The organism is Paenibacillus sp. FSL H8-0282 (genome assembly GCF_037963825.1).
GTDB lineage: Bacteria > Bacillota > Bacilli > Paenibacillales > Paenibacillaceae > Paenibacillus_AQ > Paenibacillus_AQ odorifer.
Window position 1 is genome coordinate 3,575,101 of sequence record NZ_CP150146.1, and the last position, 22,491, is coordinate 3,597,591.

Below are 22,491 nucleotides of genomic sequence, written 5' to 3' on the forward strand. Positions count from 1 at the left end.
AAAATCAGAAGTAACCCGCAGGAAACAGTTCTACAGGTTGCTTCTGATAAATTCTAAAAACTATACCCTCGCCTTGTTTTCAAAGTAACCTATTCTATAAGCCTCGCAAAGGTCTAATAACCCTACCGATTTTACCCACCTTACCGGGTAACTTTCTTATGCTCGATCTATCCAATTTGAATTTCAGAGATCCTTTTTTTGACAATATAGCATTTCTTAATTTTGATGAATTATTGGTTCTATTCGTAAAAGTTAAAGTATAATTCTGAGAATTCCCAACTTTGAGTTCACGGAAGCCTACCCTGTTACAGCCTGTGCCCTGGCATCTTTCTATCCAACACATGTTGAAGACCGCATTAGGAATATACGTGTAGAAATTACCGCTCCACGTATTTCCGGAATTGTCATACGCGTAATAATAGTAACTTTGATTTGCGGATGATCCAGTTACTATAAGTGAACTTCTGCCTGGGACTAATCGGTACCAACCCTTTTTAACATAAGTGGTAGGGCTACAAGTCGGATCATAGTGAGCAATAGCAAGCCAAATATAGTTAGAGGTATTATTTTGTACATAAAGACTCATTTATATCACTCCATTCAATAGATTTAAACACAATGTTAATATATGTAAAAATATATAGAAGTGAAATAGACAGATTGAGCGTTAAAAAAAGATAGGCTGTACAAGGGAAACGTAACTATTAAATCAAGCGGACTGCACTAAATTGATAGGTGATTTACGGAAAAGGATCGTACAAGCTCCTTGCGAAGCTCGATTTAGATTGTAATGATTTTTATTGCTGTCACATTTTAGGTTGAGCTCTTCGTTGTATAGAGTGAAAGGGGGGGAGACAGCTTGAATGATACGGAGTTAAATCAGATCATTGCAGATGTGTTGGATGGGAACACAGAACAATTCGAGAAAATCATGGAGATTTATCAAAAGCCGATTTTTCTCTACTGTTATCACATGCTGGGCAATTATGCCGAAGCCGAGGAAAACGCACAGGAGGTATTTTTGAAGACCTTCCGCACCTTGAAAAAATATACCCAATATCAGATGGATTTTGGCGCCTGGGTATACAAGATTGCCTACCATCAATGTATCGACATCCTTCGTAAGCGAAAGTTGGTGAAATATTTGCCTTTCTTTTACCAAGATGAGAAAGAAAATAATGAAGTCGATTTGCATATTGAAGCCAACTATTTTGATGAATCCGTACATCAGGCCATGGCAAAATTATCGGCGGAAGAGCGTAATTTGTTAATCTTACGTTGTGTCGAGGATAAAAGCTATCAGGAGATTGGATTGATTCTCGGTAAAAACAGCGCCAGCCTTCGTAAAAGGTACGAACGTACATCTGCAAAATTTCGAAAGTATTACGCTCAAGTGAAGGGAGTGGGAGTGTATGAATATGGACAGGGATCGGGATTTGAAAAAACTGTTTGATGACCCGCGCATTCCCGACGCCAACTTGACAGGAAAAGTAATGAGAATATTACATGCTAAGCCAAAAGAAAAGGAGAGGTTTTTTATGAAATATAAAGTTGTTTTGACTGCGTGTGTAGGGATGATGTTAATGGCCTCCACAGGTTATGCGGCAGTTCAATATCATTCTTTGACGAATAAGGATGGCGAAGTCGTATATGAGACTAAATCGACGAAAGATTACGGAAAAACAGAATCGAAAGATGAGATAGAGCGTTACAAGGCATTTTATGAACTTAAGGATAAGGTGCTAAAGAACGGGGAAGCTGGGCTGTTCTATATGGTTGCCAATAATCCGAATCATGAAACAATTCTTGGAACGAAGGTGACTATCTTCCAAGATCTTTCTCAATTGAGAGATAAGATTACGGATAAATCCATTAAGATCGCAGACAAAGTCAATGGAAATTATACATTCCAAAAGGCGGACGTAATCTTTAAAAATGCTCAGGAAGTGAATCCTCCTTCTTCGGAAGAAAAAAAGAAAATGGCAGAAAAGCTGAGAAAGCAGGCGGAAGAATCCAATCAGGGATATGCCATGATGCAGGTTGAAATGACAGATCAGTTTTTCCTTCTCTTTGCTACGTATCAAAATGGCGAAGATAAAATCGGGGTTAATATCACTAATCTGAGTGGAAAGAGCGATCCTACAATGTATATTGACGAGAAGGTTGAATTTAAGCAGGAGAAGGTTCAAGTGAAGGGAGTAGAAATGCTGCATACAGAATTTGCTCCTTCGCAGACGCACGAGCTGAAATGGGTATACGAGAGCCCAGACAAAAAGCTGAAATACGCCTATACTTTACGAGGTGACCTAAATAAAGTAAGCAAAGAAACCCTAATGAAACTTGCCGAAGGCTATTTGGAATAATAAATACAACAACAACGGGAATCTCCTCCCATCCAATTGGGGGGATTCCCCTCTAGTAAACCATAGTCCTTCTTCATTTTTATCATAATCGTTTCTAAGCACCGATTTTAATTCCGTGGAACAATGCAAAAGAACGGCCGCTGTTCGCATCATTTACGACAGGGCCGTTTTTTGTTTTCATAGGTTAGCTGTAAATTGCTATTCTTGCCAAACACTCATAGGGTCCCATGGCTTGATCTGATTGCCATATTTTCCAGCCAAAAAAGCTTTCATGTCTTCCAGCTTAGCAGGCACCTCGTTCCAAATTGGAAAGGGTGGTAACCCTCGTTTGCTTTTCAATAGGATATCCACTGTAACATACAAGCGTTCTGGCTGAATCCAATGAAGGAAGCGGGAAATATCCATTTGCTTGGTCAGAGACAAGGAATCAATTTCGTCATTGTAATGCTTGTTGAACTCGCTAATCAGGTTTAGGAGGTATTCTCTCTGCTCCTTCACGAATTCCAGGCCACATATGGCGCCATGTCCTGGAACAACGATTTCGGGTTTAATTTCATCAATAATGCGATCAAGCACTTTAACCCAATTGAGGGTTCCCTCTTCACTGTATGCCGTACATCCGTTAAACACGACATCGCCAGCGAACAGCACTTTTTCTTTTGGCATCCACAACAGCAAGTCACTATCAGAGTGGGCTGGAGCTACGTTGTAAATCATAACTTCCGTATCGCCAAGACGGATGTTGATATCATCCTTTATCTCAATATTCGGGAGCACCCATTCTACGCCTTCCAGGTCGAATCCTTCAAATTCCGCTGCAAAAAATCGCTCGCCCGGAGTCGATTCCGTAGAATCCTTTCCTCTTCTGATGACGCTGTCCATCCAGGTGATATTTTCGGTGAGACGCTCTCTGGAGGCTTCCTTGTGCATAATAATGCAAGCATCTTCAAACACTTTGTTTCCCCAGGCATGGTCGCTGTTATAGTGCGAGTTCACCACATATGCGGGAGAGCCGCCGTTGCTTACTTCCATAAAAGTCTCTCTCATTTCCCGCGCATGGAACAAATCGAAGAACGTGTCATACACCAGCCCTTCACCCTTGTTGATGAACCCGGCATTGGCCCAACTGATCCCGCGATACGGCGAAATACCGGCAAAAACGCCATCTGCGACTTCAATAAATTTAACGCGAGGTTTTTGGATAATACGTCCATACTTCATGAAAATTCTCCTTTTTCGTATATGTTTTTGGGGTAAGGGATACTGACTATGGCTTTATTATAGAGAACGGAAAACATAAATGCAAGCATGTACTTGCATGCATTTATGCTGTACGATATGATAGTAACAGAACAACATCACACTACATGTATGGAGGCGCTGTAACATGAAGCTAGTAACCTTTCAAACCAAAATATCCCAGGAACCTTTGTTTGGGCTTGTAATTAACAAGAAATTTGTCGTGTCTTTTGCCGCAATCATGAAAAAGCAGGGAACATTCGTTGACAGTCTTGAAAGTATGGACAGCTATCTTCATTATTTGCCGGCAAGTTATGATGCCGCTAAGGAATTGATGCAATATGCTGTCGAACAGTCGCATCAATTTAATGAAAATGAAATCTGCCCGATTGTAGCGGTAAAACTGCTGCCGCCAGTTCCAAATCCGGCTGCGCTTATCGATTTCGGGCTGACGCCAAGACATCTGAGAAATGCTGGCGTAAATCTGCTGCAAAGAGAATATACAGGGCCGGAAAGAGAAGAGCTTAAACAAAAAATCACTGAAAAATTCCAGCAAGATCCGAATAAAGTAACTTTCAGTTATTACAAATGTAACCATAATGCATTAATTGGCGATGGAGATACGATTCATTGGCCTTCGTATTCTTCCTACCTGGATATTGAGCCGGAGCTGGCCTTTGTTACAGGGATGGAGAACTGCATTGCAGGTTATGTTATTTTTAATGACAGTACTGTCCGCGATGTGCAATGGCCGGATTTCCAGGGGCTGACCGGACCGACGCGCTGCAAAGATTTTGATCGCAGCAAAGGCATAGGGCCATTTCTGGTTACGCCGGATGAAATCGACAATCCGCTGGTACTGGATGTGAATGTATGCATCGGGGAGAGACTGCACTGGAAGGGGAGCACATCCGAGTATTCTGCACACCCTGCAAAAGTGATGGAGGAGGTTCTCAAAGTTTTCACGCCGCTCCCGGGCACGATTATAGGAATGGGGACGATACCGGATTGCTGCGCAATCGAGACCGAAGAATGGCTGTTGCCCTCTGACCGAATCCAGATTACATTTGATAAATTAGGCACGCTCACGCAATTGGTGCCTGATCATGTCAAGATTACGGAACCAAGCCGCTGGGAAAAAAGAAGCGATTTGCCTTAAAAAACGTTTATCAAAATGATGAACCCCGACCCTGCTGCATATGCAAAACTTGTAGTAGAATAGGATTAACATATGCAAAAGGAGAAATACAATGCAAACTTCAGACAGAATCATTGAAGCCGCGACACAGCTCATCAAAAAGAATGGCTATAGAGGAGTAAGCACCAAAGCCATTGCAACGGAAGCTAAAGTCAATGAATCTACGATTTTTCGGCAATTTGGAAGCAAGCAAGGCATATTGGAAGCCATCATTGAAAGACATTCGGATATTCCGCAATTTGAGAAGCTGTTAAAAGAGGAAGCGACCGATAATCCGGAAGTCGATCTGCTGAATGTAAGTCAGCAGTACCGTTTATTTTTCCATAAAAATGCGGACATCATTTTGATTGGCATCCGCGACAAAGGAATGCTTCCCGAATTAGACAGAGTGCTCGCCGATCCGCCGGCGAAGCTTCACTCCTTGCTGGTTGAATATTTTGAACGCTTGCAGAAGAAAAAAGTTATCGCCAGACAGGATGAGCGTCTTGTCGCAATGTCTTTTCTCGCGATGTGCTACGGATTTCAGATGAGCGAGCTGATTCACCGGCAATATCAATCCCAATTCGTCACCGAGGAAGAGTTCTACAAGCATAGTGTCTCATTGTTTGTTAAAGGAATTTTAGCCCAGTCATAAGCATTATTGATTTATCCCATTCATCTAATGGAAGAGCATGCAGCGAGGGTTGATGATGTGGTAATTATTAAGCATGGAACAATCGTTGCAGATGGAACATTGGAGAAGTAAAAGGTAACCCTTCCATGATGGAGGATACCTTTTTTTGCTCATGAATGTAGTTTTTAGTAATGGAAAATAAAATACGTGGATGCATTATATAAAAAACATGACTCATTAAATTAAGCCCAATTTTTTCTAGGGCTTTTTTTGTTTGGGTCCTCAGGATTGTATTTGGTCTATACTCAAACTTTCGAGCCAGAGTTATTGTACAGCTTTAAATCAAGACAATCATGCCTATTGCATTGGAATTATCCAGGGCTGTACTTACTTAATATCTTATAAGAAATTCTTGAAATTACAGAAATTTATCCAATAGGGGGATGCTATTATACAAATACAAATAAAGACGAGGTGATGATATGCAAGCAAAATTGGCAGCGGACGCCATTCCCCTCCCCAAAAAGCGGAACTCATGGATAAGGACGATAAAAAAGTATAAAGTGATGTACGCTCTCTTGTTCCCGGCATTAGTTTACTTTGCCGTATTCAAATACATTCCTATGGCGGGAATCATTATTGCCTTTAAAAACTATAATCTGGCTTTGGGACTATGGGATAGCCCATGGGTGGGATTTAGAAATTTTACAGATTTTATGAACGGCGTTTATTTCTGGGACATCATGAGAAATACGATTATCATATCCCTGTATAAGCTGTTGTTCGGTTTCTCAGCTCCTATCATACTTGCTTTGCTGCTCAATGAAGTTTATACCCAATGGTTTAAGAAAATCGTTCAAACGATCACTTATTTACCCCACTTTCTATCATGGGTCATTGTTTATGGAATGATGGTGGCATTATTAGCCCCAGGGGATGGTCTTTTTAACATGATCTTGAAGGAAACTGGAGTTGAACCCATCTCATTCCTAACGGAACCTGCCTGGGGCAGACTGCTGATCATCTTATCTGAAATATGGAAGGATATTGGATGGGGAGCGATATTGTACCTTGCAGCATTAGCAGGAATCGATCCAAGCTTATATGAAGCGGCTAGAATTGATGGCGCTTCCAAGTGGAGACAGCTATGGCATGTAACACTTCCCGGCATTCGAGGCGTGATGATTCTGATGCTGATCCTTAAATTAAGCCATATTCTGGATGCTGGTTTTGACCAAATATTCATGTTTGCCAACAGCTTTAATCAGGAGAAGATCGACATTATCGACACATGGGTATACCGTGAAGGGCTCGAGCGACTTAAGATTGGCTTGGCTACTGCTGTGGGATTATTTAAAGCGGTCATCGGATTTGTTTTAGTGTTGGCAGCGAATAAGCTCGCCAAAAAATTCGATGGGCAAATTTGGTGAGGTGGTTATCAAAATGATCAATTTGACAATCGGAGAAAAGGTCTGGCAAGCATTCGTTTATTTTATTCTTATTTTGCTAGCTCTACTTTGCTTACTACCCTTTCTATATGTGGTTGCTGTTTCAGTAACGCCAGAATCGGAAGTGCTAAGAAGAGGAATTGTTATTATACCAGAAACCTTTACCTTTCTAGCCTATAAAGAAGTATTCATTTCTCATGGTATTGGGCAGGCGTATAAAATCACATTGTTTCGAACGATTGTAGGCACTGCTCTCAATGTGTTCTTTACGGTAATCGCAGCATATCCGTTATCCAAAAAATATTTGCCGGGTCGCAGCCCATTTTTACTATTCATTGTCTTTACCATGATGTTTGGAGGAGGATTAATTCCGACTTATTTACTAGTCCGCTCTCTGGGATTGCTAAACAGTCCGTGGGTATTGATCATTCCAAATCTCATTAGTGCATTTAATCTGGTGATCATTAAAGGCTTTTTCGAGCAATTGCCTGCTGAAATCGAGGAATCAGCGAGGGTAGACGGTGCAAGTGAACTTCAGTCGTTATGGCGGATCATTTTACCTCTGTCCTTGCCCGTCCTTTCCACAATTTCATTATTTTACGCAGTCGGGCATTGGAACAGTTACTTCGATGCTATTGTTTATATCAATGATTCCAACTTAATGCCGCTTCAAGTGATCTTGCGCAACATCCTGCTTAACGTCGCAACACAAAGTGCTGATTCGCTTGCCAATACCGGAGCTGTTAGTACGTTCGCTATACAAATGGCAGCAGTTGTCGTAACTACAGTTCCGATTTTGATCGTTTACCCATTTATGCAAAAGCATTTTACCAAAGGTGTGCTCTTGGGATCGGTTAAAGGTTAAAAAGATATTCCAACCTGAGTTGTTACGGGGAAACCGTGATAATATAGAAGCAAAGGAGAGGTCATTATGCAACGTAAAGCGATTACATTTGCTATTCTGACAGCAATGGTCGGTGTGGGAACAGTATTGTCAGGCTGTGGGGAACAAAAAGAGGTTACATCGACAGCTTCGGGTAATTCACAAGGCCAGTCTAGTCCCTTTGAAACCAAATTGAAAATTTCGATGTTTAACCAAGGAACTTTCAATGCTGCTGCTCCGATTCCTCCCCGTGAAGAAGATATCCAACGCCAAATGTTGGAGAAAGCAGTAAATATCGACTTGGAAATGATGATTCCTCAATCAGGGCAAGCAACGACTAAATTAAATACGCTCATTGCTGGCGGAGATATTCCAGATTTGATCTTTTTGAAGAGCCGGGCTGATCTCGCGCAATATTATGACCAAGGCGTTCTTGCGGATTTGACACCGTATCTGGATCAATTTCCTGAATTGCAGAAACGTTTTAGCAACGACTCCTGGGAGGCGATGTCCTATCAGGGAAAAACCATTGGAGTTCCAGGTTATGATAATGTAAACGGTATTAGTCGAAGCTTCTTTATCCGTAATGATTGGCTGAAAAAGCTGAATATGGAAGTGCCAACAACACCTGACGAGCTATTTGAAGTTATGAAAGCCTTTACAGAGAAAGACCCGGACGGCAATGGTAAAAATGATACGTACGGATTCATAGGCGGTATGAATAAAGAAGGCAATCTGCAAACCTATGGCTTCGATAGTTTGATGTGGATGTTTGGAGTCAATCCTCCCTCAGCCATTGATGTGAAAGACAATGAACCAGTGTTCCTGTTTACCGACCCAAAAATGAAAGAAGCACTCGCTTATATCAATAAAATGATGGAAGCTAAAGTTGTAGATCCAGACTGGGTGACGATGAATACTCCCGATTTATTGGACCAAAAGTTATTTAAGGGTAAAGTTGGCTTTATGATAAGAGATGCCCGCAGGCTGGAACCAGATTATCAGCAAAAAATGAAAGAAATCAGTGGAGAGGTGCCGGAATGGATCGTCATTCCTCCAATGACAGGTCCTTATGGTGATCAAATTGTAGAGAGAAAATCGTTCCAAGGCAATTCATGGGCCATATCCAAGAAAGCGGATAAGGACAAAATCATTCGGATCTTGTCCATGCTGAATTATCTCTTTACCGACAAAGACGCATATCCGAATTTTGCATACGGAATTAAAGGGATTCATTGGGATTTGGTAGACGGCAAGATCAAAAATAAAACCTCCGAATTATCAAAGGAAATGAAAGAAAAGTACTTATGGGTCGATCATTATAGAATGCCGCGTCGTGGTGATGATGCTGAGTACTTCAGCTTCCAGAATCCGAAGACGGCAGAAGCTTTTGAGAACAATCAGAAATACGTGGCGGCTACGTTGCCCGGGAATTTATTGACTGAAGACCCGAACGATTCATTGGCTGCTGACCGCCAACGCTACATTAATGAAAGCTTGGTCAAATTTATGACTGGCAAAGAACCTCTTTCGAACTGGGACAATTTCCTTAATACATTGGAAACTAAGTTTGACATGCAGAAGTATAAAGATTCAGTAATCAAGCAATTTAAAGAAGCAGGCTTAATCAAGTAAATCAAACGAAGAGAGCGGCTATAATTAGCCCCTCTCTTTATTGAAATATAAGAAAGTATAAGTTTTACTTTATACTTTATCCTTCTATTTTTCGAAGAAACGCTTATCGTCCTTAAAAAGGACGCCGAAGGCGTTTCTTCTTATCATATGCTATTATTTGTTTATTACAGATTTAAAAGGAAGATGATCGATGCGAAGAAGAATCAGCTTGCCTTTAAAACTATTTTTTATCGTGTTTGCATTTGTATTAAGCTGCATAATCTTGATAAGCCAATTGTCTTATCGTTATGTCCAAAAGGAAATAAGAACCTCTGACATTTATTACACCAACCAAATACTTGATAAGATTGATCAGTATTTCACAGTTAATTTTTCCTCCTTCCAGACGATGCTGTTCTCGGTCGAGTCATCGGTGAAAGCCAACATTGACAATCCGGACGTGATTAAAAAGCAATTAAGAGAGCTCTATGAACTCAACAGTAATTACGTCAGTAATATTTATTTGATCAAAAACGATTTATCTATTCTAGGCGGAAGTACACCTACCCGAATATTTGATGAACCTTTAGCTGAAAGAGAACCATTGTTTGATGCAGCTGACAAGAATAGAAGGATTACATTTGTCAGTGATCCTTACAAATCTAAATATTCCGGCTGGACAGTTACGATGGTCCGATATCTGAACAGTGCTCCGTTTCCTATGGCCATTGCAGTAGATCTAGATCTAAATGCCATTGAAGATACCTTGTTCAAGATTAATAAAAAAGAACAAATGAATTTGGCTCTAATCACCGCATCGGGAAAAATCATTGCCGGATTTTCGGAAAATAAAGGCCCCCTGAATGTTCAAGATCATACTTTTTCAATCGGTGAAACGTCAGCAGAAGAAATTCTGGATACTACAGAAACAAACCTTCAATTGCACACCAAGGAGGGGATTCAAGTTTCCCTTCTAAAAAAACCGACTGAAAAATTCAACTGGACCATCATCTCAATCAACGATGAATCACGCTTGAAAGCTGCTTTATCCAGATTGGAAACCTATTATATCGAGCTTCTAGCTGCTGGTTTTCTCTTAAGTCTGTTCGTTTCCTTCTTTATTGCCAAATATATAAGGAACCCGCTCTATGCACTCAAAACAAAAATGAAGCGGGTGGAGCAAGGCTCCCTCACAACTACAATATCGATTAACCGAAATGATGAGTTTGGAGATCTCTCCCGAGCATTCGATCGTATGCTGCAGCAAATTGTGGAACTGATTCGGGGAGCAGAGCTTCATAACGAACTTGAACGAAAGCTGGAAATTCAAGTGCTGCAGTCTCAAATAAACCCTCATTTTCTGTATAACACGCTTGGTTCTATCAGCAATGTCATACGACTCGGACAAATAGAGAAAGTAGATGTGGTGATCGAGTCTCTCATTTCAATATTGGAATATGGGATAGCCGACGCTTCGGAGAAGGTATCACTGCGTCAGGAATTGCAAAATGTATCAGACTATATCGCGATCCAGAACATCCGCTATAACCGAAACTTCCAATTAATCGAAAATATCGAAGCAGGGCTAATAGATTTTCCGGTTTTTCGAATGCTGTTGCAGCCCCTTGTGGAGAATAGTATCTTCCATGGTTATAACGGAGGGGGGATCGAAGGCCCTATTACTATTCATGCGTACAGGGAGGGTGGCAACGTCATCATAGAAGTAGTTGATCAGGGCGAGGGAATTCCAACTGATAAAATAAAGCATATTTTAATTTCAGAACCGGGGGATGTGGAATTGAAAAGGAAAAGAATCGGGTTAAATAATATTCATGACCGAATTAGACTTCACTACGGAGAACAGTTCGGGCTCCAAATCATAAGCATACCTAAGGAAATAACCCGGGTTCGCGCCTTATTCCCAGCAGGCTTGTTTAAAGGAGATGCATGATGATGAGAGACTATACCTGCTTCATTGTTGACGATGAAGATCTAATCATTCAGAGATTGGAATTGTTTTTTCACGAGCGCTCCCTTAGGGATAAGCGATTTCATTTAGTGGGAAAAGCGAATAATGGGCTGAAGGGGATAGAGGAGATCGTAAAGCTTAAGCCGGATATCGTAATATCTGATATCGTCATGCCGCGAATGGATGGAATTTCCATGATTGAGCAGCTAAAGCCAAAGCTTCCCCATACCCAATTCATTCTTTTGACCGCTTATTCATCCTTTGAATACGCCCAGAGAGCTATTCAAGCCAACGTATTGGAGTACATTGTTAAGGTTCCGCTCAGAGATGCGGATTTGGATCGAGCTTTAGATAAGGCAGCCGGGATTTTAAATGAAGTTAAGAAAAAAGAAGCGGAATTTCAATCTTTAAACGTATCCGTGCTTGAAAATAAATATAGAGTCCGCAAGCAATTTTTTAACGAGCTTATCAGAGGCGAAATCCCTTCTCATCGGGCATCAGATTTTGCCAATCGTATGCAGTTCCATTTCTTTCAAGCCAACTATCGCTGCTTTATTGTCGAAATGAATATGTATGAAAGTTTCCGAAATGATTATTCAGCGTCTGATCAGAACATATTGAGGTATGCGATTACAAATATAATCGAAGAAACGGTGATGAATGGTGGCAGTGGTGTAGCTGCGGATCTATCCGATAATCGGTTTATTGGCTTTCTATCCTGGGAAAATAATCGTAGTGATCTGGAAACGGAATATGATTGCCAGACATTGGGGGGGCAGATCGTCTCCCATTTGCATCAATATTTGAATCAAAGGGTATCCGTCGCTTTTGGAGGTCCACACCGAGGCTGGGAATCCATCAAACAAGCTTACACGGAAGCACAAAATGTGAGTGATGATTTCTATTATCATACAGAGAAAGTAGTAAAAACACCCATGCATCGGTTCCATTACCATAATGACAGAAAAGAAGAATTTCAGCAGAAATTGGCTGATTTTCTTGCTGGGGTGAAAAGAAAGGTTTCCAAGGAAGAGCTGGAGAAAGCATTTGCTGATCTGAACCAATTTGTTACGGACCATAAAATTCATAAGTCCATCATGGCGCCTATGTTAAGAGACTTGTACAGAGACATTATTGTGAAGTTTAAATCGGGAAACAAGTTGGCTACGGAAGTAGCAGAGTTTCCCATAGAATTTTTAGCTTTTCGGGAGCAGCTTGCCTATATTGGCGACTTTACCTTCGAATATGTACACGCCGGCCAACTTTTACATCGTATAGAAATCATGAGTGCTATGCGGTTTATAGAGAAAAACCTGAAACAGCGATTAACGCTCGAGGCGATTGCCGAGGAAGTGAATTTAGCTCCATCGTATTTTAGCAGCTTATTCAAAAAAACAATGAACGAAGGCGTTATCAGCTACATCAATCGTAAAAAAATCCAATTAGCTCTCGAGCTGTTAAATATTCAGGATTATTCTATATTGGAATTGTGCGAAGAAGTTGGAATTGTGAATGAAGGTTATTTTTGCAAATTATTTAAAGAATATACGGGTGATACTCCTAAGCAATATCGGATAAAAATGACACGGTATGAATCTAATTAAGGTTGCAAAAAATGTGTGATTTTTTCGCGAAATCATGTAAAAAAAAAGGGAGCAAAAGGATTACCATGATAGAAGGATCTAATCATGGAGGTTATCAAAATGGAGCTTATTAAAGCAGATGTAACCGTCGTCGGCGGAGGTATTGCTGGGATATGCGCTGCTATTGCTGCCGCACGCCAAGGGCTGCAAGTGTCACTTATTAATGATCGACCGGTTCTTGGGGGAAATGCAAGCAGCGAGGTCAGGGTTCATATCAACGGGTCGGCATATCTCGGAAACAGTCCATCCTATTATGCACGCGAAGGAGGGTTGGTGGAAGAACTCAAGTTGAAGATTTTCCACTATAATCCGTTATACAACAAGAAGCTGATGCTTTCGCTTTCGGATACGGTCTTGTTGGATATGGTCTATGCTGAGCCTAACATTTCTCTATTTCTGAATACATGCGTGCATGAGACGGGCATGGAGAACGGCAGAATTAAATGGGTGGAGGGCCTTCAATTGGCTTCCGAAAGGAAATTCCGTTTTGAAAGCCGAACCTATATCGATTGCTCTGGAGATGGAGTTGTCGGATATCAGGCAGGTGCTCTCTTCCGATGGGGGAGAGAAGCGAAACATGAATACAAGGAAGAATTGGCTCCTGAAGTGGCGGACCATTACACCATGGGCGATACGATCCTGTTTCAAGCCCGTGACGTAGGATATTCCGTTCCATACAAAAGACCTGGCTTTGCGTATGATATTACGAAGTTGGCCTTTTTCGATAGTATCAGAAAAGGCTTAAACCATCGGGCTTTTCCAAGAAAAATCAACGGGCTTGGCGGATTGTGGTGGCTGGAATACGGCGGACATATGGATATTATCAAAAATAATGAAGACATCGCGTTGGAGCTGCGGAAATTGGTATACGGGATTTGGGATTATCTCAAAAATAGCGGTGAATTTGATGATGTAGACAATCTCATTTTGGATTATGTATGCCCGATCCCGGGAAAGCGGGAGTCGAGGCGGTTTATTGGGCATCACATGTTGTCTCAGAACGATCTCACAGCAAAGCCGCATTTCGAAGATGCTGTATCCGTCGGTGGATGGTATATGGATTTACATGCTAATAAGGGCATCTACGATGAGGGACCGGCTACAGCTTGGAATTTCGTGCCTGGATTGTACAATATCCCTTTCCGCAGTTTATATTCACGAAATATTCCTAATCTCATGTTCGCTGGTCGCAATATAAGTGCTACCCATGTGGCTTTCGGATCTACAAGGGTTATGGCAACCTGCGGTTGTATGGGGCAGGCGGTTGGAACAGCTGCTTCGTTGTGCTCAAAATATGAGGTAGACCCTGCTGCTATAGTCGAAGCTCATATGGGGGAGCTGCAGGCGCTATTGCTTCGAGACGGACAAACCATTGTAGGCCTTCAAGAGGAATTGGATCCTTACTTCGCTGACGGATTAACTATTCGTGCCTCGTCTCAGCGCAGCTATGACAATCTTCATCCAACCGAAGAGATTTCCTTGGAGAAAGGGTTATGTTTGGTCTTGCCGATTCAGACATCCGTGGCTGAAAGCGTACGGTTCAAAATTAAAAATAGCTCCAAGCATTCGGAAACTCTACATGTGAAGCTTTTTGGCGGGGAACGAAAGGAAAACTACATTCCAACCAGCGAGTTGAGAGACTACCACTTGGTTATTACAGCCGGTCATGACGACTGGATTACGCTAGACTTGGACTGCAAGAAACCGGCTGACGACAAAATCTACATCATATTGGAGGGCACGGCGAGCCTTGCCATATACGGTAATGAAGAGAAATTGACAGGAGCGGTCAGCTTCCACTATAGGCCGGAAGAGCCGTCCAGGCTGAAGAAATTCAATAAAAGCATTTGCTTTAAGGACCTGGTGCCAGCTCAGAATATGTATAGTCCTGAGAATGTTGTCAATGGCTACTCCAGACCTTATGGCCAACCGAATGGCTGGATTTCTGAACATTCGGAAGGACAGGAATGGTTGGAATTCTGTTTTGCAAGCCCCAAAAATCTGGACGAAATCCATCTTGTTTTTAATTCGCAGCTGGATTTGGAGCATTTCAACGACCCGATTGAGTCCCTTATCCAAGATTATGATATGACCTTGACCTTAGAAGACGGAACCGAGAGGACAATCATAACTCGTGGAAATTATCTCACGTTGAATAAACATAAGATAAATGCGAACGGTGTAACCCGAATCCGGATTAATTTCTGCGCAACTTATGGTTCGCCTTATTTTGAAGTGTTTGCTGTAAAATTGTTTGCTCCTAAAATCGATAAATGAGGACAGGTGAAGTCACGATGAAGGAATTATTCCCTCGTAAAGGGCTCCCCAATATAATTCAAAAATTGGAAAATGGGGATACCGTAACAATCGTCTATTTCGGCGGCAGTAATACACGTTCTGAAGGCTACAGGGTTATGACGGCGGATTGGCTTCGTAAGCAATATCCTAAGGCGGATATCCGCTCTGTGAATGCAGGCATTGATGGGACAGGATCGGATTTGGGCTGTGCCCGTTTGGAGACAGATGTACTGCGTCATCGACCTGATCTAGTATTTGTTGAATTTGTCGGTAATGATGGCGGAGATCCCGAATCCAAGGCGCGGATCGAAGGGATTGTCCGTCAGATCCGCAAGCGGAGCCGGTTTACTGATATCCTGTTCGTTTATACGCTGAAGGAGCGGGATGTGGCCTTATTTCAGTCTGGAGAATACCAGAAGGGGGCTCTAATGCAAGAGGAAGTGGCCGACTATTACGGTATTCCTTCGATTCATCTGGGCGTAGCGGTCAGTCACTTGGTGTCGGAGGGAAAACTCGTTTTCACCTCAAGGGAAGATGTGTCCATTTCCGGAGCCGTTGTTTTTACACATGATTCGATCCATCCGACTATTCCCGAAGGACATCAGATTTACACGGATACGATCACCCGGTCACTTGAGAAAATTAGAGAACTTCAGGATCATCCAGGAAGGTCAGTACATCACTTACCTCAGAATCCGTTGGTCCCGGCTAATCCTTGGGAATATGCGAGCATGCTGTCATTGGATAGTCTTACCGATTTTTCCGCAGGATGGTCTTACATGACTCCCGATGATTGTGCTTTAGTACGCGAGTACAATTGGTTGTTCCCCGGCCTGTGGCGAGCAGTCGATCCTGGAGAGGCTATTACGGTGCAGTTCAAGGGAACCCATATCGGGTTATTCGATATCGGGGGGCCTGATTCTGGCAGATTGAAGGTGTCGGTGGATGGTGGGGAACCCTTTATTGTCGATCGATTCACACTACACAACGATCATAATCGTAATCAGTATGTATTCTTGCCGGAGCTCCCTAATGGGAAACATACGGTGCGCTTCGAAGTCGATACCGAAAAGACAGACAAAGCGGCTGTATTTGAGGCATGCGGCAATGAACGAAGTATTGAGCATGTTCGGCAGCATCCAGATTGGTATGATCAAACGGTGATCCAGCTTGGGAAGTTGTTATTGGTGCAGCCGCCATTATAATTAATCATAAGGTTTTCACCAATTGAAAGACCTATATCATACTGACTGCAGTTGAGCGGCCAGTTATGATGTAGGTCTCTTTTTTAAAGGAAGACAATGTCGTTTCTTCTTGCTTAAAATCTTATAAGAAATTCTTGAAATCAAAGAAATTTCACAGTTATGTGACATGCTATGATAAAAACGACGGAGCGGGATTAGCCAGAAGAATACGGCTGATTGCTTCTTTATGATCTTCGAACAAAGGAGGGTTTTATTATTTTGAAAGCGTTATCAACTTAAGGGAGGCTGTGAGTTGTATGATAAAAAGGAAGCTGTTTTTCTTAATCGTTTTCATCGTGACGATATTAGTTCCTTTCAGCCTAGACGGAATAAGGACCGCTTATGCAGAGACCTTACCGTATAAGACGATTATCATCGATGACGGGAGCATCACGATCAATGATGTGGTGACACCTGATGTGGGTAACGAGAACAACGGATATTCGGCTCCAAATTGGACCACAAGTACAGGGGTGAAGGGGTATGATAACTCCAGCTCCAAATATACGAGTACAGCAGGCAGAACGATATCATGGAATCCACGATTGGAAGCAGGAACGGCGAGAATTTCGTTATACAAGCTTAACTGGGAAGATAAAGCGGATAGCAATGTAAAAATTGAAATCGTCCACAATGGAACGACGGATGTTCTCTTTATGGATTTGAGACCTTCATTTGGCGCTTCTGTGGGATGGGTTGATTTGGGAGAGTACTATTTTTCCGGAGTTGGTAACGAATTTGTTAGATTAACTCGATCTACCAGCACAACCAGCACGATACTTACTCGTGCAGATGCGGTCAAGTTCGAAGGGAATATTCAGCAAAAAGAGCCTCATAAGACGATCATCATTGATGATGGAAGCCTCACGATTGATGATGTCGTCACTACTGATGTAAATAACGCAAATAACGGGTTCTCCGCTCCTGATTGGACTACAAGTACGGGAGTGAAGGGATATAATAATTCCAGTTCCAAATTTACCGATGCAGTAGGAAGAAGCATCACATGGAATCCGCGATTAGAAGCAGGGACGGCGAAAATTTCATTCAACAAGCTTGATTGGGCGGATAAAGCAGACAGTAATGTTAAAATCGAAATTGTTCACAATGGGATTACGGATGTCATGTTTATGGATCTGAGACCCTCGTCGGGGCCATCGGCCGGATGGGTTGATTTGGGGTCCTATTATTTCAGTGGTGATGATAGCGAATTTGTCAGACTGACTCGAACACAACCTACGACCGGAAAAATCATTACGCGGGCCGATGCGGTCAAATTTGAAGGGAATATACGGCAGCAAGCTCCACCGTTGCCTCCGCTGCGCAGCCGTACATTGGCGAATCTCAGTTACACGGAAAAAGGCAGCATCGAGAATGCCAGCTATAAGGCTACCTTTTATGAAGCTGCTTGGGATGAAGGCAAAACCATCGTTCGTGATATGTTCTACAAGGATACGGATACGGGGAACTGGGTGCCTGTCAATAGTGTGGCGGAAAGAGTTGAAGAACAATGGGTCTTATTGGATGGGAATGCGGGGAGTCGAACCAATTATTACGATACGATGAACAAACGCTGGATTACATTCGACGAGATCAATTTCCCAGACAGCCACACGGCGATATTAACCGATTCTTCACATGAAAGCGATTACGATTTACAAGTGAACTGGTCCATGTCAGGGGACAAACCTGATGTTTCCTTCGCCTTTACACCTCGCAAGGATGGCAATTATGTAATCGGTTATCAGTCCTTCACAACAGAGCAAATCTCAGACGTCAATGAAGTGTTAAATGGTTTTAGATCACACGCCAAAATGGTAGGTTCAGTGGAATCAACAAGCTTAAGGGAACTAAGCGCTCCGATGAGTCTAATTGAGAAGAATGACGGTTCGGGGAATCCATTGACATATGGGGTATTTGTACCGTCGGATGAGCTTCCGGTTGAATTTGAACCGACGGGAGGCGTTACGAAGCAAAGGCTTGGCATGAGCCTTGTCAACAACGAAGGCAGCGTGCAGCCAATCTTGTACGCTCCTCAATTAGGGACCTATTCTCAAATGAACGCAGAAAGCACTTATCAATTTCATATGGGACTAATCGCTCAAAAAAGCAAATTGTATGAGTCCTACGCGGATATTCTTCGCAAAGAGTACGGTTATTCTGCTTACCGGGAAAATGTATCAGATCAGTCGCTTACTGACGCGATGTTCAATATGATCGATTTACTTAAGATAGAGCCGCAAGGGGATGACTCTGTTGATTATGTCCCGTCACCCAGCGGGTGGTGGAGCCGTGCCAAGGGCTTTATTGACATCGAAAACGAGGATAGCGTTCGAACAAGCTCGAATGCAGTTCTTTTGGGGGCTTACTATTTGACTGGGGATGACCAGCTCTACGATACGAGAGCATTGCCGTCCGTCCAGTATGGCTTATCGCGAAATGGTATAGGCTGGTCGCCTACGCAAAAGCCAGTATACGGTGTGCCGTCGTTATGGAAAATGGCAACCTTGCCGTTTGATTTTTCAAGCGTAACCGCTCTCAATCAGATGATGGGTACTTCGGCAGGAATTGGAGCACTGGCACAGGAAGAATACCTCGTGCGTGATCCTGACCAGAAAGACCGTGGTCCTGTCATTCAACCCCTGATGATGTATCGTATGACGGGAGAAACGCAGTATTTACAGGCTGCCAAGGATGCAGCCGACAGCTATATCATGCAGCATATTGATACGCCTGCATCCGTCAATGTGAGTAAAAATGAGTTCATTTATTATTATAGCAAGCTGTGGATGGAGATCTTGGAGCTTTACGAGGAAACTCAGGATCCCAAATACTTGAATGCCGCTTATAAGGAAGCCAAACGGTATGCAACGATGTTTGTTGCTCGTCCGGTTCCTGAAGGTAGCGTTACGATTCCGCAGCCTGAGACGTATAATTACGCGGAGTCGTTCCATTGGCCGGAAAGTGGTAAATATCAATATCCTCGGATCAAGCTCCCAGAAGATGTAGCCGGAGGCGTACAAGCGGATAGTTGGCTTGTTTCTCCCAATGGATTGACGTTTGAAGCGGGAAGTACAACTGGCTATTATCGGATGAATGCTCAGGAAGCCCCATTCATGCTGAGATTGTCGCTCTATACAGGTGATAAACTGCTGCAGGATATTGCTCATAATGCAGTTATTGGACGATATTCAAGTTATCCAGGTTATTACTATAAGGGCTTCGCCGTTAGCCAACTTGAGCCAGAGTTTCCTCTGGAAGGCCCAAGCGGGGCTACATCCATCTATTATCACCATATCCCGGGACAGCTCGGGCAAACGATGGATTATTTGATCAGCGAACAAACGTTGAAATCGAATGGTAGTATTACATTTCCTTCTGTTTTTGAAACTAATTTTTTATGGTTCAAATATCACCTCTATGGAAATAAACCAGGGATTTTTTACGGTAATTCCGACGTTTGGCTCTGGATGCCCAAGGGGATTATCAAGACCAACCATCCTCAATTGAACTGGATAACGGGAGAGAGCGGGAATAAATTCTACATCGGGTTAAGCAACGAATCTTCAGCTGAAGTCCAGACTCCGATCGAATTGAATGCGCAAATCATTGGGTTCAACCCGGCACAAGATTATACCGTAACCATCATCCGCGACAATGGCACACCAGAGCAAGCGGTTATGAGTGGTGGAATCATTCAAGCCACGGTTTCAAGCAAAGGAATAACCGCTATCATTGTAGAAGGACTCAACATTGATGTGCCGCTGCACCAGGTCAGAACTGCTGATACATCGGATGCAAGCTATTTCCTCGATATCCACAGTCCAATAGATGCGGTTAAAGGTATGCTGATCGTCAAGCCCGACGAAACGGCCTATGATGCTTATGTGCAGGCAAAAACGACAAAACCAGCGACGATCCATTATTCCTTGGATGGCGGAGTAACGTATACAACCATTCCAGATACGATCTATCCGATGGAATGGTCGATACGGGTAAACGATTTATCCCAAACCTTCACTTATTATGTGGAATCGGATGGGAAACAGACCCGCAAGCGGACACTCTATTTGCCTGATCAAGTACAAGAAACTCCAGTTCAACCGGATTGGCAGGAGAGTTCATCGATCATTGTGGATAATACGGAGGCAGAGACAGAAGGCGTCTGGATACGGGATACAACGGCTAACGACTATTACTATGATAACTATGTGTACGCCAAATCGACTGCCGGCACAGCGACAAGCAGAATTAAATGGCGGCCTGAGCTGCCGGAAAGTGTTACTTACAGTGTGTATTACAAGCTTCCGCAAATAACCGCTACAAGTGAAAATTGGGCAACGAATGCCTCATTTACCGTTTATTATAGTGGAGGCTCCGAGACGGTTACCGTTGATGAGACAACGGCCAATGGGACTTGGGTGCACCTGGGAGATTATCCTTTTGCAGCAGGCGATAGCGGATATGTCGAATTAACCAATAAGGCCAACAAGTCACGGGTAGTTGCCGATGCGATGATGTGGGTGGATCCAAACAGTATGCCGCAATTGGAGTCTGTGGTGATCCTGTCGGATCGGGGTGAACTGCAAATGACTCAAACCGCACAACTAAGCGTAACCGGCTATTTGGATAACGGTCTGATTGGTGATCTATCACAGGCAAATGTGCAGTATTTCGTTGATCGAACCGATCTGGCTGAAGTGGACAGTAGCGGTATGTTGACCCTTCTAAGTCTCGACGGAGAAACGGATCATATTGAGGTATGGGCCACTGTAACGATTGACGGGGTGACCTTAACAACACCTTCTATGACAATTGCGATCAGGGACTTAACGGTTATTGTCGACAGCACGAATACGACTGGGTTATACACGACAGAAGGATCTTGGAGCCAAAGCAATTTAGCTGGATACAAAATTGGGGTTAAGTCCCGTTATTCTACCGTTCAAGGTTCATCAGCGACGTGGAAAGGCCATTTCCCAGAGGGGAAATATACGGTCTCCATTTACAAGCTCGTCCATACGACGGCAAACGATAACTATGTCAAAGTGGAAGTGAAGCATCAGTCGGTTACCGAGGTCACGTATATTGATGCAACCATTGGCTCGTCAGGTTGGGTTAATCTAGGAACGTTCGACTTTACTGGAGACGGCAGCGAGTACGTTCGTCTAACAAGGGTTACTCCGACAACGGTAGATCCGCCAACTCTACCTGCCGATATGATTTATACGAGGGCTGATGCAGTCAAGTTCGAACGGCATTCCTTTAGCCCGGAATTGCTTGCAAATGGAGTGCCAGGTAAACCGACACTTTCGAATAATAGCGGTGTTGCGACAGGTATAAATGATGGCAATTATGAGGTTACAATGAATATGTGGTGGGGAAACAATGGCTCACTGTATAAGTTGTACGAGAATGGTCAATTGATCCAAACGAAGTCACTGGCCGATGTTTCGCCAGCCGCCCAGACTTCCATTATTCCTATTCAAGGAAAGCCGAATGGAACCTATGTGTATACATGTGAGTTATCGAATTTGTATGGAACGACTTCATGTGATCCACACACCGTCACCGTGGCTGAGGCGAATCCCGGCAAACCTGTGTTGTCTAGTGACAACTGGGATCAAGATGGCGACTATAGTATTACTGCTAATATGTGGTGGGGCACGAACGCAGTACAGTATCGATTATATGAAAATGGCGAACTTATTGAAACGCAATCTTTATCTTCAAAAACACCAAGTGCTCAATCGGCCATTTCACAAATTTCAGGGAAATCTCCTGGCATCTATCAATATCGCGGTGAGTTTATGAATGGAAGTGGAACAACGGAAAGTGATACGATACAGATTATTGTAAAATAAACTTATGAGCTGAGTGGATGAGAACAATCCATTCGGCTTTTTTATTTCCTGGAATTTAGTATAGAGCTATACAAAAAGCTAATCTTTCAAGGCTCTCAACTGGGTGATATCTACA

Annotated in this window: 14 protein-coding genes; 12 read left to right on the plus strand and 2 right to left on the minus strand. The window is 42.9% G+C overall.

The genetic code is table 11. The features are described 5' to 3' along the window. Nucleotides 1–94: 94 nt before the first annotated feature. Nucleotides 95–586, minus strand: coding sequence for a DUF1036 domain-containing protein (locus tag NST94_RS15320; protein WP_076277361.1), 492 nt, complete (start codon nucleotides 584–586; stop codon nucleotides 95–97). A gap of 273 nt (nucleotides 587–859) precedes the next feature. Between NST94_RS15320 and NST94_RS15325 the strand changes: the two genes are divergently transcribed. Both NST94_RS15325 and NST94_RS15330 read left to right on the plus strand, forming a co-directional pair. Beyond that, nucleotides 860–1,453: an RNA polymerase sigma factor gene (locus NST94_RS15325; RefSeq protein WP_076277362.1), complete on the plus strand. Its 594-nt coding sequence runs from the start codon at nucleotides 860–862 to the stop codon at nucleotides 1,451–1,453. Nucleotides 1,454–1,538: 85 nt separating this feature from the next. Then, nucleotides 1,539–2,363: a hypothetical protein gene (locus tag NST94_RS15330; RefSeq protein WP_076303684.1), complete on the plus strand. Its 825-nt coding sequence runs from the start codon at nucleotides 1,539–1,541 to the stop codon at nucleotides 2,361–2,363. A 198-nt stretch (nucleotides 2,364–2,561) separates the two neighbouring features. Here the strand turns inward: NST94_RS15330 and NST94_RS15335 are convergent, their stop codons facing one another. After that, nucleotides 2,562–3,584, minus strand: coding sequence for an MBL fold metallo-hydrolase (locus NST94_RS15335; RefSeq protein ID WP_076303683.1), 1,023 nt, complete (start codon nucleotides 3,582–3,584; stop codon nucleotides 2,562–2,564). Nucleotides 3,585–3,750: 166 nt separating this feature from the next. On the opposite strand from NST94_RS15335, the gene NST94_RS15340 reads away from it, so the two are divergent. The 10 genes from NST94_RS15340 to NST94_RS15385 all read left to right on the plus strand — a co-directional run bounded on the left by NST94_RS15340 (nucleotide 3,751) and on the right by NST94_RS15385 (nucleotide 22,376). Next, nucleotides 3,751–4,761: a fumarylacetoacetate hydrolase family protein gene (locus NST94_RS15340; protein WP_339281051.1), complete on the plus strand. Its 1,011-nt coding sequence runs from the start codon at nucleotides 3,751–3,753 to the stop codon at nucleotides 4,759–4,761. 91 nt (nucleotides 4,762–4,852) lie between these two features. After that, nucleotides 4,853–5,434, plus strand: coding sequence for a TetR/AcrR family transcriptional regulator (locus NST94_RS15345; RefSeq protein WP_339281052.1), 582 nt, complete (start codon nucleotides 4,853–4,855; stop codon nucleotides 5,432–5,434). A gap of 461 nt (nucleotides 5,435–5,895) precedes the next feature. Next, nucleotides 5,896–6,843 carry an ABC transporter permease subunit gene (locus NST94_RS15350; RefSeq protein WP_036677080.1) on the plus strand — a complete coding sequence of 316 codons (948 nt, stop codon included), beginning with the start codon at nucleotides 5,896–5,898 and terminating at the stop codon, nucleotides 6,841–6,843. 13 nt (nucleotides 6,844–6,856) lie between these two features. Next, nucleotides 6,857–7,726: a carbohydrate ABC transporter permease gene (locus NST94_RS15355; protein ID WP_036677077.1), complete on the plus strand. Its 870-nt coding sequence runs from the start codon at nucleotides 6,857–6,859 to the stop codon at nucleotides 7,724–7,726. A 66-nt stretch (nucleotides 7,727–7,792) separates the two neighbouring features. Then, a complete protein-coding gene (locus NST94_RS15360; protein WP_076190275.1) occupies nucleotides 7,793–9,379 on the plus strand; it encodes an extracellular solute-binding protein in 1,587 nt (528 codons plus the stop codon). A 190-nt stretch (nucleotides 9,380–9,569) separates the two neighbouring features. Beyond that, a complete protein-coding gene (locus tag NST94_RS15365; protein ID WP_076217656.1) occupies nucleotides 9,570–11,309 on the plus strand; it encodes a histidine kinase in 1,740 nt (579 codons plus the stop codon). After that, on the plus strand, nucleotides 11,306–12,931 hold the full coding sequence (locus NST94_RS15370) for a response regulator (RefSeq protein ID WP_256716467.1): 1,626 nt from the start codon (nucleotides 11,306–11,308) through the stop codon (nucleotides 12,929–12,931). Before NST94_RS15365 ends, NST94_RS15370 begins: the two co-directional genes overlap by 4 nt. A gap of 84 nt (nucleotides 12,932–13,015) precedes the next feature. Next, nucleotides 13,016–15,247: an FAD-dependent oxidoreductase gene (locus NST94_RS15375; protein WP_339243596.1), complete on the plus strand. Its 2,232-nt coding sequence runs from the start codon at nucleotides 13,016–13,018 to the stop codon at nucleotides 15,245–15,247. Between the two features lie 17 nt (nucleotides 15,248–15,264). Then, entirely contained in the window at nucleotides 15,265–16,473 is a 1,209-nt protein-coding gene (locus NST94_RS15380) for an SGNH/GDSL hydrolase family protein (RefSeq protein ID WP_248548649.1), read from the plus strand. A gap of 296 nt (nucleotides 16,474–16,769) precedes the next feature. Beyond that, nucleotides 16,770–22,376 (plus strand): hypothetical protein, encoded by a 5,607-nt coding sequence (locus NST94_RS15385; RefSeq protein WP_339281053.1) that lies wholly within the window; start codon nucleotides 16,770–16,772, stop codon nucleotides 22,374–22,376. Nucleotides 22,377–22,491: the final 115 nt, after the last annotated feature.

What these genes read in the sequence shown, in the direction of transcription:
- NST94_RS15320 (WP_076277361.1), bottom strand. Translation starts at nt 586, where the DNA reads ATGAGTCTTTATGTACAAAATAATACCTCTAACTATATTTGGCTTGCT.
- NST94_RS15330 (WP_076303684.1), top strand. Translation starts at nt 1,539, where the DNA reads ATGAAATATAAAGTTGTTTTGACTGCGTGTGTAGGGATGATGTTAATG.
- NST94_RS15335 (WP_076303683.1), bottom strand. Translation starts at nt 3,584, where the DNA reads ATGAAGTATGGACGTATTATCCAAAAACCTCGCGTTAAATTTATTGAA.
- NST94_RS15340 (WP_339281051.1), top strand. Translation starts at nt 3,751, where the DNA reads ATGAAGCTAGTAACCTTTCAAACCAAAATATCCCAGGAACCTTTGTTT.
- NST94_RS15345 (WP_339281052.1), top strand. Translation starts at nt 4,853, where the DNA reads ATGCAAACTTCAGACAGAATCATTGAAGCCGCGACACAGCTCATCAAA.
- NST94_RS15350 (WP_036677080.1), top strand. Translation starts at nt 5,896, where the DNA reads ATGCAAGCAAAATTGGCAGCGGACGCCATTCCCCTCCCCAAAAAGCGG.
- NST94_RS15355 (WP_036677077.1), top strand. Translation starts at nt 6,857, where the DNA reads ATGATCAATTTGACAATCGGAGAAAAGGTCTGGCAAGCATTCGTTTAT.
- NST94_RS15360 (WP_076190275.1), top strand. Translation starts at nt 7,793, where the DNA reads ATGCAACGTAAAGCGATTACATTTGCTATTCTGACAGCAATGGTCGGT.
- NST94_RS15365 (WP_076217656.1), top strand. Translation starts at nt 9,570, where the DNA reads ATGCGAAGAAGAATCAGCTTGCCTTTAAAACTATTTTTTATCGTGTTT.
- NST94_RS15370 (WP_256716467.1), top strand. Translation starts at nt 11,306, where the DNA reads ATGATGATGAGAGACTATACCTGCTTCATTGTTGACGATGAAGATCTA.
- NST94_RS15375 (WP_339243596.1), top strand. Translation starts at nt 13,016, where the DNA reads ATGGAGGTTATCAAAATGGAGCTTATTAAAGCAGATGTAACCGTCGTC.
- NST94_RS15380 (WP_248548649.1), top strand. Translation starts at nt 15,265, where the DNA reads ATGAAGGAATTATTCCCTCGTAAAGGGCTCCCCAATATAATTCAAAAA.
- NST94_RS15385 (WP_339281053.1), top strand. Translation starts at nt 16,770, where the DNA reads ATGATAAAAAGGAAGCTGTTTTTCTTAATCGTTTTCATCGTGACGATA.